A 14,385-nucleotide genomic window follows, 5' to 3' on the forward strand; every position below is an offset into this window, starting at 1 on the left:
AAAACCTGCTGACGAGTGCCCCCATGCTGAAACCCGCCCTCCTCTCCCTAGCTCTCGCCCTTGCCGGCCTGCCCGCCCATGCGACACAGGAATATATCCTGCCGACGCTCTTCGACGTGACCGGCGTGGCCGGCGATGACGTGCTGAACACCCGCGACACCCCCTCCGCAAAGGCGGCGATCATCGGCACGCTGGCCCCCGATCAGACCCGCATCGAGGTGGTCGAAGAGCGCAATGGCTGGGCGCGGGTCAATAGCGCCGAACGGTCGGGCTGGGTGAACATGCGCTATCTCAGCTATCGCACCGATGTCTGGGAGGCCGAGAAGCTGCCCGCCAGCTTCCGCTGCCACGGGACCGAACCGTTCTGGGGTCTCAGTGTCGAACAGGGTCAGGCGGTGCTGGACGGGCCGGACATGGCGGCCACGCCGCGGCCCTTGCAAGCGGTGCTGGGCGGCGACATCTTCCGCGACCCGACGCGGGCGGTGCTGGCCGAGGGGCTGACGGCCAGCGTGGTGCCGCAGATCTGTTCCGACGGCATGTCCGACAAGCTTTACGGGCTGCGCGCCAGTGTGGTCTTGACGGGGGATCAGCCGAGGCTGTTGCAGGGGTGCTGTTCGATTCAGCCCTGAGGCTTGTAGGCCCGTGCTGGTTGCACGGGCCAAGGCTGTTAGTCCAGCCCCAGCACATCCGCCATGTCATATTCCCCCGGCCCCTTGTCCTGACCCCAGAGCGCCGCGCGGATGGCGCCGCGCGCGAAGATCGCCCGGTCGGTGGCCAGATGGCGCAGCACCACCCGCTCGCCCTGACCGGCAAAGATCACGTCATGCTCGCCCACCACATCGCCACCGCGAATGGCGGCAAAGCCGATGCTGCCCGGCGCGCGTTCGCCGGTGATACCCTCGCGGGCGGGGGTGCGCAGCTCGGCCAGCGGCTTGCCGCGGCCTTCGGCGGCGGCCTCGCCCAGCATCAGCGCGGTGCCCGAGGGGGCGTCGACCTTGTGGCGGTGATGCGCCTCGACCACCTCGACGTCCCAATCCTCGCCAAGCGCAGCCGCGACCTTGCGGGTCAGGCCGATCAGCAGGTTGACGCCAAGGCTCATGTTCCCGGCGCGGATGATCGGGGCGTGACGGGCAGCGGCGGCGATCTTTTTCAGGTCATCCTCGCCAAGCCCGGTGGTGCCGATCACATGCACCGCCCGCGCCTGCGCCGTCAGTTCGGCCAGCGCCACGGTGGCCGCCGGCGTGGTGAAATCGATCAGCGCCTGCGCCCCGGCAATCGCCTCGATCGGGTCATCGGTGACGGTGACGCCAAGCGCCGCGCCGCCCATCGCCTCGCCGACATCGCGCCCGATCCAGGGGCTGCCGGGCCGGTCCACCGCCCCCGCCAGCCGCGCCTGATCGCCCTCGCCAATCAGCCGAATCAGCATCTGCCCCATGCGCCCCGAGGCGCCCGCGACCACGATTCCCGGTTTGTCCATGCGTCATCCCCTTTTGCCCTGTGCATATCCCGTTGCGGCAAGGCCCGCGACCCCCTACATCGGGCGCATGGCACAGAAACACCATAACCAAGGATCCGGCCCCTCGCAGCGACAGTTGCGCGTGGGCGAATTGATCCGCCGCACTCTGTCGGACGTGCTGATCCGCGCCGATGTGCATGACCCCGACCTGAACCGGCATGTGATCACCGTCAGCGAGGTCCGCGCCTCGCCCGATCTCAAGGTCGCGACCGCCTATGTCATGCCGCTTGGCGGGCATGACGTCGAGGAGGCGCTGAAGGCGCTGCGCCGCAATGCGCCGGAACTGCGCCATCTGGTCGCCAAGGGGATGACGCTGAAATACGCGCCGCAACTGCGCTTCCAGCTGGACGAGACGTTCGACCGCATGGACGACACCCGCCGCATGTTCGCCGAAGAGCGCGTGCGCCGCGATGTCGAGGCGCATGACGACGACGAAACCGACGATGGCAACTGACCGCTGGCGGCGGCTGGGTCTGGCCGCCGGGTTCTTCCTTGCCCTGGCGATCCCGGCCTCGGCCGAGGGCTGCGGCCGCATGGACCATGACGGCCAGAGCTATACCGTCTGTCAGGTCGAGGCCGGCGAGGAACCCCGTCTGCAACTCTGGCAGGATGACGAGGCCGGCGAGCCGCTGAACAGCTTTTATGCCGTGCGCCGGACGCTGGCGCAGGGGCAATCGCTGCGTTGGGCGATGAATGCCGGCATGTTCCATCCCGATTACCGCCCGGTGGGTCTGCTGGTGATCGACGGCGAGGAACAGCATGGCATCGTCACCGCGGGCGGTGGCGGCAATTTCGGCATGTTGCCCAACGGCGTCTTCTGCACCGGCGGCGCCCGGCCCTTTCAGGTGATCGAAAGCCGTGCCTTTGCCGCCGAGAAGCCCGACTGCCGGCTGGCAACGCAATCCGGCCCGATGCTGGTAATCGATGGCGAGCTGCATCCGCGTTTCCTGATCGACAGCGACAGCCGTTACATCCGCAACGGCGTCGGCGTCTCGCCCGATGGTCAGACCGCGTGGTTTGCGATCTCGGACAAGCCGGTCACGTTCCACGAATTCGGCCGGCTCTTCCGCGATGGGCTGGGCGTGCGCGACGCGCTCTATTTCGACGGTTCGATCAGCCGGCTCTACGCGCCCGGCCTGAACCGCGCCGATTTTGGCCGATCGCTCGGCCCGATGATCGGGCTGGTTGACGGCGGCTGAACGGGCCGGGTTTTGCCGATCCGAGGCCCTACCGCCCGGTAATCCCTTCCAGCGGGCGCAGCGGCACCGGGTTTGTCACCAGGTGGCTCTTGCGCTTCTCGTAGAAGGCATTGCCGCCGGCGGTGACGACATAGTGCATGTTGTCATAGGAAAACCGGTGCGTCGCGGCGTGGAAGAACTGGGCATTGCCGATCAGCGGGTGACGCTCGCCGCGCAGCACGGCGCGGGCGGCGGCGCGCACGTCGGGCATCGCCTTCGAGTTCATCTTGCGGGTCATGACGCCGGGGGCGAACTGGTTCTTCTGCCCGACAACGCCGCAGACGGTATTCGGGAATTGCGGCGAGGCGACGCGGTTCATCACCACGCTGCCAACCGCGATCATGCCATCGCGGCTCGAGCGGTTGGATTCGAAGAACATCGCCCGCTCCATGCATTCAAGCTCGGAATGCCGGCGTCCCATGCCGCAGCCGCTGAGGATCAAGAGCGCGGCCAGAAGCGACAGGGTGATCTGCCAGGTCGAGAAGGGGGAGGTCATTCACTGTCCTTTCCGGCCTGTTCCCGGCCGTGCCTGTTTTGACAAGATCCATAGCAAAGGCAGGTGCAGGACGACAACTGCCGCGTTGGGGCGGCGCTGCCTACTCGCCGGAAAAGCGCGCGGCCAGCCCCATGCCGCGCCAGTCGGCCAGCGCCTGATCGGCGGCGGCGGCGCGCAATTCCTCCCAGGCCGGGTCGCCGGCAAAGCGCCCCTCGAGCCGCGCCAGCAAGGCCTGTGACGGGCCGTCGCCAGCGGCGGCGGCGGAACCGGCCAGGCGCAGCGCCAGGGCATAGCTGCGGGGCGTGCCATCGCCCTGCTCCTGCGCCAGCGCCGCATCGCGCAGCGAGACCACCGAGGCGAAGGCCGCATCGGGCAGGGCCGTGGACACGCCGGGCTGGGCGGCGATCAGTTGATCGGTCTTCAGCCGCGCCTCGATCCGGTCCAGTTCGGCCATGGAACCCGCCACGCCCTGCCCGGCGGCGGTCATGGCATGGGCATAGGCGGCGCGCGGATCGCTGCCCGCCTTCAGCCCGGCCAGCGCCAGTGCGATCTCGCCCTCTTTCTGCAGGGGTGTCAGCAGCTCGATGGCACGGCGCGGGTTCCGGGGCAGGCCCTTGCCCTCGGCCAGCGCCAGACCCAGCGCGCGGGGGTCGCTGGCATCGTCAGGATTGGCGACCAGCGCCAGCGGCGGCGTCGGCAGGGCATTGGTCAACACCGGGGCGAAGACGGTCAGCGCCTCGTCGGGACCGGTCCAGTCGCTCGTCTCGAAGGCAACCGGCGCGGCGGGCCTGATCTCGGCAGTCAGACGACCGGGTTCGGCCACGAAGGCTTTCAGTGCGTCCGCCAGCGCCTGCTGGAACGCCTGCTGCGGCGTGCCGGGTTCGGCCGTCACCAAGGCCTGCAATCCTTCGGGGCTGGTGGCCTGAGGCGGCAGGATCGGGCGCAGCTTCTCCCAACCACCGAGATCCTCCAGCGACAGATGCGCCGCGCGCAGCCTGCCCCTGACCCCCATCTCGGGCGGGCCATCGGCCATCTCGGGCGCGGTGTCGTCGCTGGAATCTGCGGGGTCGGAATTGCCCCCGGCGATCCGCTCGAAGAATTCGGGGATGAACATCGAGACATAGGCGAAATCGGCGCTGCCCTCGATCCGCGCGAGGCCCGGCGCGATGGCCTCGATATCCATGGCCAGCGAACCACTGCCGGCGCTTTGGCGCGCGTCGAGGGAAACTGCATCCAGCCGGATCATGTCATCATCGATGACCGCCGCGATCATCGCGCCGTTCATGCCGAAACATTGGGTGGCGATGGCGACGCCCGAGAGGTCAAGCCGGGTCGCGGCCTCTTCCTCAGCCCAGAGGCTCAGCCCCGACACCTGCAGCCGATCCAGCGAGACACGGCAGGTCTGATATTTGCCCTGCCCCGCGATCTCGAGGTCGCGCATGACCAGCGTGCCGCGCGGACCATCCACCGCCAGCGCGCCATAGCGCAGATCGGCGAACATCCGGCCATAGGAGACGATCAGCCGGGTGATACCGCCGATTACCCCCTCGGCCGAAAAGGCGCTGGCGCGCGGGGGGGTGATCTGCGCAGTCGCCGGTGCGGCAAGGGCAAGGCTCAGGGCGACGGGGGCGGCAAGACGGGCAGGCAGAAATTTCATGAAAGCAATCCTCGTCACGGCGAATACGGCCCGACCTGACCCCGCGCAGGCGGGATTTGCAAGCTGCTGTGTGCGGATTGGACGGATCAGCCGACGGCAGGGGCGGTCGGTCGCGCCGCTTCCTGCCCCTGCGCCGCATCGCGCACCAGATGGGCGATCTGCTGCATCTGCCCGAACAGCGGCGAGGTCTTGCGCCAGACCATACCGATCCGCCTGAAGGGGCGCGGTTCGGGCAGGTCGGCCACGCAGACCGGCGCGGTGCGGGTTTCCAGCGCCATCGCCATTTCCGGGATCAGCGTGACGCCGATCCCCGCGCCGACCATCTGCACCAGCGTCGAGAGCGAACTGCCCTCCATCAGATCGCGCGGTTGCGAGGGCGAGGGGCTGCAATAGGACAACGCCTGATCGCGAAAGCAATGCCCCTCCTCCAGCAGCAAAAGCCGCATCTCGCGCAGGTTCTCGGGCCGGGGCACAGGCTTTTGCGCATCCTCCAGCGGCCGCACCAGCAGGAAATCCTCGTGGAACAGCGGCTCCTCGTGCAGCGCGTTTTCCGAGATCGGCAGAGCAACGATCGCCGTGTCCAGCCGCCCTTCCAGCAGGTCATCGATCAGTTTCTGCGTCACCGCCTCGCGCGGGCGCACGTCCAGCGCCGGATGGCGCAGGGTCAGCAGCTTGATGGTCGCGGGCAGCAGATAGGGCGCGATGGTCGGGATCACCCCCAGCCGCAGGGTTCCGGTCAGAGGGCCATCGGTGGCGCGGGCCAGCTCGCCCAGTTCCTCGACCGATTGCAGGATCTTGCGCGCGCGCAGGGCGAAATCCTCGCCCAGACTGGTCAGCGTCACCTGCCGCGCGCCGCGTTCCAGCAGCGGCGCGCCCAGGATCTCTTCTAGCTCCTTCATCTGCACCGACAGCGCGGGCTGCGACAGGGCAAGGCTTTCGGCGGCGCGTCCGAAATGGTTCCAGCGGGCCAGCGCCTCGAAATAGCGCAGATGTTTCAGGGTCAGGCGTTTCATAAGGTAAATTTATCACGAGGATAAGAAGATACAAATTCAAATAATCAAACTTCTGGGGCAGAGTGTTGGGCAACAGGTTGTGGTCCGGTGCGGCCCGAAGGCGTCTGCGCCCTCGGGTCTGCACCGGATTGTTGCCCTGATACGCATTCACATGTTGGAAACGGAGAGGTCAGATGGACGGAAATGAAGTGAAAACTGCCGGCAAATGCCCGGTCATGCATGGCAGCGTGACCTCGGCCGGTCAGTCGAATGTCGATTGGTGGCCGAATGCGCTGAACCTGGACATTCTCAGCCAGCATGACAGCAAGACCAATCCGCTTGGCCCCGATTTCGACTATCGGGAAGAGCTGAAGACGCTGGACGTCGAGGCGCTGAAGGCCGATCTGCGCGCGCTGATGACCGACAGCCAGGACTGGTGGCCCGCCGACTGGGGCAGCTATGTCGGCATGTTCGCCCGCGTGGCATGGCACACGGCGGGGTCGTATCGTCTGGCCGATGGCCGTGGCGGCGGTGGCACCGGCAACCAGCGTTTTGCGCCGCTGAACAGCTGGCCGGACAACGCCAATACCGACAAGGGCCGCCGCCTTCTGTGGCCGATCAAGAAGAAATACGGCAACAAGATCAGCTGGGCCGACCTGATCCAGCTGGCCGGGACCATGGCCTATGAAACCGCCGGGCTGAAGACCTTTGGCTTCGGCTTCGGGCGCGAGGATATCTGGCATCCCGAGAAGGACACCTATTGGGGCGCCGAGAAGGAATGGCTGGCCCCCTCGGACACGCGGTACGACAATGTCGATGCGCCCGAGACCATGGAAAACCCGCTGGCCGCGGTGCAGATGGGCCTGATCTACGTCAACCCGGAAGGCGTGAACGGCAAGCCCGACCCGCTGAAGACCGCCGCGCAGATGCGCGAGACCTTTGCCCGCATGGCGATGGATGACGAGGAAACCGTGGCGCTGACCGCCGGCGGCCACACCATCGGCAAATGCCACGGCAATGGCCGGGCCGAGAATCTGAGCCCGAACCCCGAGGCCTCGGATGTCGAGGATCAGGGCCTTGGCTGGATGAACAAGACCGGCCGTGGCATCGGCCGCGACCAGGTCGTCAGCGGCATCGAGGGCGCCTGGACCACCCATCCGACGAAATGGGACAACGGCTTCTTCAAGATGCTGATGGAGCATGACTGGGAATTGCGCAAAAGCCCCGCCGGCGCGAACCAGTGGGAGCCGGTGTCGATCGCCGAGGAAGACAAGCCGGTGGATGTCGAGGATCCCTCGATCCGCTATAATCCGATCATGACCGATGCCGACATGGCGCTGAAGGTCGATCCGACCTATCGCGCGATCTCCGAACGGTTCTACCGTGATCCCGAGGCCTTCAACGAGGCCTTCGCCCGCGCCTGGTTCAAGCTGACCCACCGCGACATGGGCCCGATCGAGCGCTATTTCGGCCCGGATGTGCCCTCGGAAGAGCTGATCTGGCAGGACCCGGTTCCCGCCGGCCCGACCAACTATGATGTCGCGGCGGTCAAGGCCAAGATCGCGGCCTCGGGCCTGTCGCTGTCGGACATGGTGACGACGGCCTGGGACAGCGCCCGCACCTATCGCGGCTCTGACATGCGGGGCGGCGCCAATGGCGCGCGCATCCGCCTGGCGCCGCAGAAGGACTGGGTCGGCAACGAGCCCGAGCGCCTGGCCCGTGTGCTGGCGGTGCTGGAGCCGATCGCGGCCTCGTCCGGCGCCTCGGTCGCCGATGTGATCGTGCTGGCCGGCAATGTCGGCATCGAGCAGGCGGCGAAAGCGGCCGGTGTCGAGGTTTCGGTGCCCTTCGCGCCGGGTCGGGGTGACGCCAGTGACGCGCAGACTGATGCCGCCTCCTTCGAGGTGATGGAGCCGCTGGCCGATGGCTATCGCAACTGGGTCAAGAAGGACTACGTGGTCAGCACCGAGGAAATGCTCTTGGACCGCACCCAGCTGATGGGCCTGACCGCCCCCGAGATGACCGTTCTGGTCGGCGGGATGCGGGTGATCGGTGCCAATTACGGCGGCTCGAAGGCTGGCGTCTTCACCGACCGCGAGGGCGCGCTGACCACTGACTTCTTCGTCAACCTGACCGACATGAATTACCAGTGGGTTCTGGTGGGCAAGGATCTCTACGAGATCCGCGACCGCAAGACCGGCGCGGTGAAATGGACGGCCACCCGGGTCGATCTGGTCTTCGGCTCGAACTCGATCCTGCGCGCCTATGCCGAGGTCTATGCCCAGGACGACGCGAAAGCCAAGTTCGTGCACGATTTCGTCGCCGCATGGACCAAGGTGATGGACGCCGACCGCTTCGACCTGCGCGCCTGATCCGTAACCTGATCCCGACCCCGCGCCGTCCTGACCGGATGGCGCGGGGTTTTTCTTTGGGCGACCGCCTTCCCTCTCGCGCCACCCGGACAAAGCGCATAGGCGCGCAGACCAATCTCTGTTAATCCCGCATCAGACGTCACGAGGTGCCACAGAAATGAGTGTCGAGGACCGCAAGCAGGAACAGATGGCCCGCGCCGCCTGGCTGTCCTTTGTCGCCGGCCAGACCCAGGACGAGATCGCCGCGCAGATGGGCATTTCGCGCCAGAGCGTGCAGCGCATGGTGGCGCAGGCGCAGGCGGCCGGGCTGGTCAAGGTGCGCATCGACCATCCCTTTGCCGATTGCCTCGATCTGGCCGCGCGGCTGCGGCGGCAGGCGGGGCTGCAATTCTGCGAGGTGGTGCCGGCGGATGCGCGGGGTGCCGGCATGGCGATTGCCGTGGCCGATTGCATCGAGACCTGGCTGCGCCGGTCTGATCCGCTGATCGCCGCCTTCGGCACCGGCCGCACCTTGCGCTCCGGGGTCGAGCAGATGTCGCGGGTCGATTGCGCCCAGCACCGGATCGTCTCGCTGACCGGCAATATCGCCACCGACGGCTCGACCGCCTATTACAACGTGCTTTTCTCGCTGTCCGAGCGCGTGACGGCCCGCAGCTATCCGCTGGTGGTGCCGGTCATCGCCAGCAGCGCCGCCGAGCGCGAGGCGCTGAATGGGCAGGCAGGCATCGCCCGGGTGATCGAGATGACCCAGGCCGCGTCCGTGGCCTTTGTCGGCATCGGCACCATCGGTCCCGATGCCCCGCTGGTGCTGGACGGCTTCCTGACCAGCGCGGAAATCGAGACCCTGCGCAGCGCCGGTGCGGTGGGCGAGATCGTGGGCTGGGCTTATGATGCTGAGGGCCGGCTGATCGACAGCGAGCTGATGCAGCGCGTCGCCTCGCCCTCGATCCCGTCACGGGAATCAACGCTGGTCATCGCCGCCGCAATGGGGCCGGCTAAGCATCAGGCGATCCGCGCCGCGCTGCGCGGCGGGCTGGTGAATGGTCTGATCACCGATACGACGACCGCAGAATTTCTTTTGAAATCATAATCCCGCCTCGCTGATTGACGTGTGGTCAAGAATTTCAGTTGACAAAAACACGCCGATCTATGAGCATTTGCCCATGGGAATGGCAAATGCCAAGGGAGGAAGACTATGAGCTATCTGAAGCGCGCCCTTCTGGGGGCCAGCGCACTGACGGTTATGGGGATTGCGGCACAGGCCGAGACCCTGACCATCGCCACGGTGAACAATGGCGACATGATCCGCATGCAGAAGATGACCGCGCCCTTTACCGAGGCGAACCCGGACATCACGCTGGAATGGGTCACGCTGGAAGAGAACATCCTGCGCGAGCGCGTCACCACCGACATCGCCACCAAGGGCGGGCAGTATGACGTGCTGACCATCGGCACCTACGAGGTTCCGATCTGGGCCAAGCAGGACTGGCTGGTGCCGCTGAACGACCTGCCGGCCGAATATGACGCCGCCGATCTGCTGCCGTCGATCAGCGCCGCGCTGTCGGTCGACAACACGCTTTATGCGGTGCCCTTCTATGGCGAATCCGCCATGGTGATGTATCGCAAGGATCTGGCCGAGGCTGCTGGCGTGACCATCCCGGACAGCCCGACCTGGACAGACATCAAGACCGCCGCCGAGAAAATGACCAACAAGGACGGCGAGGTCTATGGCATCTGCCTGCGCGGCAAGCCGGGCTGGGGCGAGAACATGGCCTTCCTGACGGCCATGGCCAACAGCTATGGCGGGCGCTGGTTCGACATGGACTGGAAACCCCAGTTCGACAGCCCGGAATGGAGTGAGGCGCTGAACGACTATCTGGCGCTGATGACCAATTACGGCCCTCCGGGTGCCTCGTCGAACGGCTTCAACGAGAACCTGTCGCTGTTCCAACAGGGCAAGTGCGGCATCTGGATCGACGCCACTGTCGCCGCCAGCTTCGTCACCGACCCGGCCAACTCGACCGTCACCGACATGGTGGGTTTCGCGCAATTCCCCAACAAGGAAGGCGTCGACAACCACGGCAACTGGCTCTGGGCCTGGAGCTTGGCGATCCCGGCCTCCTCGGACGCGCCTGACGCGGCCAAGAAGTTCGTCGCCTGGGCAACCAGCAAGGACTACACCGCCCAGGTCGCCGCGACCGATGGCTGGCGCTCGGCCCCTCCGGGCACGCGCACCTCGCTTTACGAGAATGCCGAGTATCAGGCGGCTGCCCCCTTCGCGGCCATGACCCTGACCTCGATGAACGCCGCCAACACCACCAAATCCTCGGTGCAGGACATTCCCTATAGCGGCGGCCAGTTCGTCGCCATCCCGGAATTCCAGGGCATCGGCACGGCGGTGGGCCAGCAATTCTCGGCCGCCTTGGCCGGGCAGATGTCCGCCGCCGACGCGCTGGCCGGGGCGCAAGCCAATACCACGCGCGAAATGACCCGCGCCGGTTACATCAAGTAAGAACACCCAAGCATAAGGCGCCGTCCGGTTTCTCCGGTCGGCGCCAAGCCCGTGAGACTGCGCAAGGCCCCCGCCTCGCGCTTGCCGGAGGAGTCACGCCATGGCCACGCGCCAGACCCAGAGCCTCGCCCGCCTCATGCGCGCACCTGCGATTGTCCTGCTTCTGATCTGGATGATCGTGCCGCTGGCGATGACGCTTTACTATTCATTTCTGAACTACAACCTGCTGAACCCCGCGAATACCAGCTGGGCCGGCTTCTTCAATTACCAGTATTTCTACACCGATCCGGCCTTCTGGGAGTCGATCTGGAACACGCTGGTGCTGGTGGTGGGCGTTCTCGCCATTACCGTGGTCGGCGGCATCCTGATCGCCATGCTGATCGACAAGCCGATCTTCGGACAGGGGATCGTGCGCATCCTGGTCATCTCGCCCTTCTTCGTCATGCCGCCGGTGGCGGCGCTGATATGGAAGAACATGATCATGCACCCGAGTTACGGGGTCTTTGCCGATATCGCCAAGTTCTTCGGCGCCCAGCCCGTTGACTGGTTCGCGCAATATCCGCTGTTCTCGATCATCCTGATCGTGGCCTGGCAATGGCTGCCCTTCGCCACGCTGATCCTGCTCACTTCGCTGCAATCGCTGGATGGCGAGCAGATGGAGGCCGCGGAAATGGACGGCGCCCCGGCGCTGCAACGCTTCATCTACCTGACCCTGCCGCATATGGCGCGGGCGATCACCGTGGTGATCCTGATCCAGACGATCTTCCTGCTGGGCGTCTATGCCGAGATCCTGGTGACCACCAATGGCGGGCCGGGCAATGCCTCGACCAACCTGACCTACCTGATCTACCGCGCCGCGCGCCTGAACTTCGACATCGGCGGGGCTGCGGCCGGGGGCATCATCGCGGTCGTGCTGGCCAATATCTGCGCCATCTTCCTGATGCGCGCCGTCGGCAAGAATCTGGACTGAGGAGAGAGACATGGCACGCGCAGTTTCCCGCAACACCCGGATCGGCTGGACCATTGCCGCATGGTTCGTGGCCCTGCTGATCTTCTTCCCGATCCTCTATGCCATCATCACCAGCTTCAAATCCGAACAGGAGGCGATTGCCGGCTTCGACCTGATCCCCAGCTTCACGCTGGAGAGCTATCGCGAGGTGCAGTCGCAGTACAACTACTTCCGGCCCTTCATGAACTCGGTGATCATCGCCGTGGGCTCGACCGTGCTGGCGCTGCTGGTCGCCATCCCGGCGGCCTGGGCCATGGCCTTCTCGCCGACGAAGCGGACGAAAGACATCCTGATGTGGATGCTCTCGACCAAGATGATGCCCGCCGTGGCCGTGCTGGTGCCGATCTACCTGATTTTCCTCCGGACCGGCCTGCTCGATACCCGCACCGGGCTGGTCATCGTGCTGATGCTGATGAACCTGCCGATCGTGGTCTGGATGCTCTACACCTATTTCCGCGAGATCCCGGGCGAGATCCTCGAGGCCGCGCGGATGGACGGGGCGACGTTGGGGCAGGAGATCATGCATGTGCTGGCGCCGATGGCGGTGCCGGGCATCGCCTCGACCCTGCTTCTGAACATCATCCTGGCCTGGAACGAGGCCTTCTGGACCATCCAGCTGACCACGACGAATGCCGCGCCGCTCTCGGCCTTCATCGCCTCCTTCTCCAGCCCGCAGGGCCTGTTCTGGGCCAAGCTCTCGGCGGCCTCGACGCTGGCCATCGCGCCGATCCTGATCATGGGCTGGTTCAGCCAGAAACAACTTGTCCGCGGCCTGACCTTCGGCGCGGTGAAATAAGGAGACCTTACGATGGGCAGCATTACGCTCAAGAACGTCCGCAAGGCCTTTGGCGATGTCGAAGTCATTCCCGGTGTGGATCTGGAAATCAACAATGGCGAATTCGTCGTCTTCGTCGGCCCCTCGGGCTGCGGCAAGTCGACCCTGCTCAGGCTGATCGCCGGGCTGGAGGATGTGACCTCGGGCCAGATCCAGATCGACGGTCAGGATGTGACCGATGCCGGTCCCGCCAAGCGCGGTCTGGCCATGGTGTTCCAGTCCTATGCGCTTTACCCGCATATGTCGGTCAGGAAGAACATCGCCTTCCCGCTGAAGATGGCCAAGATGCCCGAGGCCGAGCAGGAAAAGCGCGTCAGCCATGCCGCGAAGATCCTGAACCTCGACAGCTATCTGGACCGCAAGCCGGGGCAGCTCTCGGGCGGCCAGCGCCAGCGCGTCGCCATCGGCCGGGCCATCGTGCGCGAGCCTTCGGCCTTCCTCTTCGACGAGCCGCTGTCGAACCTCGATGCGGCGCTGCGGGTCAACATGCGGGTCGAGATCAGCGAGCTGCATAACAGCCTCAAGACCACGATGATCTATGTGACCCATGACCAGGTCGAGGCGATGACCATGGCCGACAAGATCGTCGTGCTGCGCGCCGGCAATGTCGAGCAGGTGGGCAGCCCGATGGAGCTTTACGCCCGCCCGGCCAACCGCTTTGTCGGTGGTTTCATCGGCTCGCCCAACATGAACTTCCTCGAGGGCGCGGCGGCGGCGGCTCATGGCGCCCATGCCATCGGCGTGCGTCCCGAGCACTGGAGGCTGTCGACCAGCGAAGGTGACTATCCCGGCACGGTCGGCGTGGCCGAACATCTGGGGTCGGACACCTTCCTGCATATCGATCTGGACAGCGGCGAGCATGTGATCGCCCGGGCCGAGGGCGAGTTTCCGGTTCATCACGGCGACCGCATCTTCCTCAGCGCGCAGGAAGGCCGGGTCTACAAGTTCGGCAAGGACGGGCTGGCACTGTGAAACGGCTGAACGGAAAATCCGCGCTGATCACCGGCGCGGCCCGCGGCATCGGCCTTGGCTTTGCCGCAGCCTATCTGCGCGAGGGGGCGCAGGTCGCCATCGCCGATATCAACCTCGAGGCCGCAGAAGCGGCGGCGGCTGAGATCGGCGATGGTGCCTATGCCGTCCGGCTGGACGTGAGCCAGCAGGACAGCATCGACGCGGCCATTGCCGCCGTGGTCGAAAGGACCGGCAAGCTGGACATCCTCATCAACAATGCCGCGCTGTTCGATGCCGCCGAGACGGTGGACATCACCCGCGCCAGCTATGACAAGCTTTACGCCGTCAACGTCGCGGGAACCCTGTTCACCATGCAGGCGGCGGCGCGGCAGATGATCGCGCAGGGCCATGGCGGCAAGATCATCAACATGGCCTCGCAAGCCGGACGGCGGGGCGAGTCGCTGGTGCTGGTCTATTGCTCGACCAAGGCGGCGGTCATCAGCATGACGCAGTCGGCGGGGCTGAATCTGATCAAGCATGGCATCAACGTCAACGCCATCGCCCCGGGCGTCGTCGATGGCGATCACTGGGTCCATGTGGACTCGATGTTCGCCAAGTTGGAGGGGAAGAAACCGGGCCAGAAGAAGGCCGAGGTCGAGGCCGGCGTCCCCGCTGGCCGCTTTGCCACCCCCGACGACCTGACCGGAATGGCGGTGTTCCTTGCCTCGGACGAGGCCAATTACATCGTCTCGCAATGCTACAATGTCGATGGCGGGCAGTGGATGAGCTGAGGCCGCATCCGGCACC

General features: G+C 65.7%; 14 protein-coding genes. 10 read left to right on the top strand and 4 right to left on the bottom strand.

Annotated elements, in window-relative coordinates:
- The first annotated feature begins 23 nt into the window (after window positions 1-23).
- Window positions 24-629, top strand: coding sequence for an SH3 domain-containing protein (locus Q1A36_RS08640; protein ID WP_299842149.1), 606 nt, complete (start codon window positions 24-26; stop codon window positions 627-629).
- A gap of 38 nt (window positions 630-667) precedes the next feature.
- On the opposite strand, the gene dapB is transcribed toward Q1A36_RS08640, so the two are convergent.
- Window positions 668-1,477 (bottom strand): 4-hydroxy-tetrahydrodipicolinate reductase, encoded by an 810-nt coding sequence (dapB, locus tag Q1A36_RS08645; RefSeq protein ID WP_299842152.1) that lies wholly within the window; start codon window positions 1,475-1,477, stop codon window positions 668-670.
- Window positions 1,478-1,544: 67 nt separating this feature from the next.
- Here dapB and rbfA point away from each other — a divergent pair, with 67 nt between their 5' ends.
- Both rbfA and Q1A36_RS08655 read left to right on the top strand, forming a co-directional pair.
- Entirely contained in the window at window positions 1,545-1,970 is a 426-nt protein-coding gene (rbfA, locus tag Q1A36_RS08650) for a 30S ribosome-binding factor RbfA (protein WP_299842155.1), read from the top strand.
- Window positions 1,960-2,715: a phosphodiester glycosidase family protein gene (locus tag Q1A36_RS08655; protein WP_299842157.1), complete on the top strand. Its 756-nt coding sequence runs from the start codon at window positions 1,960-1,962 to the stop codon at window positions 2,713-2,715. The genes rbfA and Q1A36_RS08655 overlap by 11 nt, the downstream gene beginning before the upstream one ends.
- 28 nt (window positions 2,716-2,743) lie before the next feature.
- Here the strand turns inward: Q1A36_RS08655 and Q1A36_RS08660 are convergent, their stop codons facing one another.
- The 3 genes from Q1A36_RS08660 to Q1A36_RS08670 all read right to left on the bottom strand — a co-directional run bounded on the left by Q1A36_RS08660 (window position 2,744) and on the right by Q1A36_RS08670 (window position 5,920).
- Window positions 2,744-3,250: a cell wall hydrolase gene (locus Q1A36_RS08660; RefSeq protein WP_299842159.1), complete on the bottom strand. Its 507-nt coding sequence runs from the start codon at window positions 3,248-3,250 to the stop codon at window positions 2,744-2,746.
- A gap of 100 nt (window positions 3,251-3,350) precedes the next feature.
- Complete coding sequence (locus Q1A36_RS08665; RefSeq protein ID WP_299842161.1) at window positions 3,351-4,907, bottom strand: hypothetical protein; 1,557 nt, start codon at window positions 4,905-4,907, stop codon at window positions 3,351-3,353.
- Window positions 4,908-4,993: 86 nt separating this feature from the next.
- Window positions 4,994-5,920, bottom strand: coding sequence for a hydrogen peroxide-inducible genes activator (locus Q1A36_RS08670; protein ID WP_299842165.1), 927 nt, complete (start codon window positions 5,918-5,920; stop codon window positions 4,994-4,996).
- A 173-nt stretch (window positions 5,921-6,093) separates the two neighbouring features.
- On the opposite strand from Q1A36_RS08670, the gene katG reads away from it, so the two are divergent.
- The 7 genes from katG (at window position 6,094) to Q1A36_RS08705 (ending at window position 14,369) form a co-directional block, all read left to right on the top strand.
- On the top strand, window positions 6,094-8,271 hold the full coding sequence (gene katG, locus Q1A36_RS08675; protein ID WP_299842167.1) for a catalase/peroxidase HPI: 2,178 nt from the start codon (window positions 6,094-6,096) through the stop codon (window positions 8,269-8,271).
- A gap of 157 nt (window positions 8,272-8,428) precedes the next feature.
- Window positions 8,429-9,361, top strand: a complete 933-nt coding sequence (locus Q1A36_RS08680) for a sugar-binding transcriptional regulator (protein ID WP_299842169.1) — start codon at window positions 8,429-8,431, stop codon at window positions 9,359-9,361.
- Window positions 9,362-9,466: 105 nt separating this feature from the next.
- Window positions 9,467-10,783 carry a sugar ABC transporter substrate-binding protein gene (locus tag Q1A36_RS08685; protein WP_299842171.1) on the top strand — a complete coding sequence of 439 codons (1,317 nt, stop codon included), beginning with the start codon at window positions 9,467-9,469 and terminating at the stop codon, window positions 10,781-10,783.
- Between the two features lie 100 nt (window positions 10,784-10,883).
- Window positions 10,884-11,753, top strand: coding sequence for a sugar ABC transporter permease (locus tag Q1A36_RS08690; RefSeq protein ID WP_299842173.1), 870 nt, complete (start codon window positions 10,884-10,886; stop codon window positions 11,751-11,753).
- A 10-nt stretch (window positions 11,754-11,763) separates the two neighbouring features.
- Window positions 11,764-12,588 (top strand): carbohydrate ABC transporter permease, encoded by an 825-nt coding sequence (locus Q1A36_RS08695; protein ID WP_101753220.1) that lies wholly within the window; start codon window positions 11,764-11,766, stop codon window positions 12,586-12,588.
- A 12-nt stretch (window positions 12,589-12,600) separates the two neighbouring features.
- Entirely contained in the window at window positions 12,601-13,599 is a 999-nt protein-coding gene (locus tag Q1A36_RS08700; protein ID WP_299842176.1) for an ABC transporter ATP-binding protein, read from the top strand.
- Entirely contained in the window at window positions 13,596-14,369 is a 774-nt protein-coding gene (locus Q1A36_RS08705; RefSeq protein ID WP_299842178.1) for an L-iditol 2-dehydrogenase, read from the top strand. Before Q1A36_RS08700 ends, Q1A36_RS08705 begins: the two co-directional genes overlap by 4 nt.
- Window positions 14,370-14,385: the final 16 nt, after the last annotated feature.

Source organism: uncultured Paracoccus sp., from assembly GCF_947487305.1.
Lineage (GTDB): Bacteria > Pseudomonadota > Alphaproteobacteria > Rhodobacterales > Rhodobacteraceae > Paracoccus.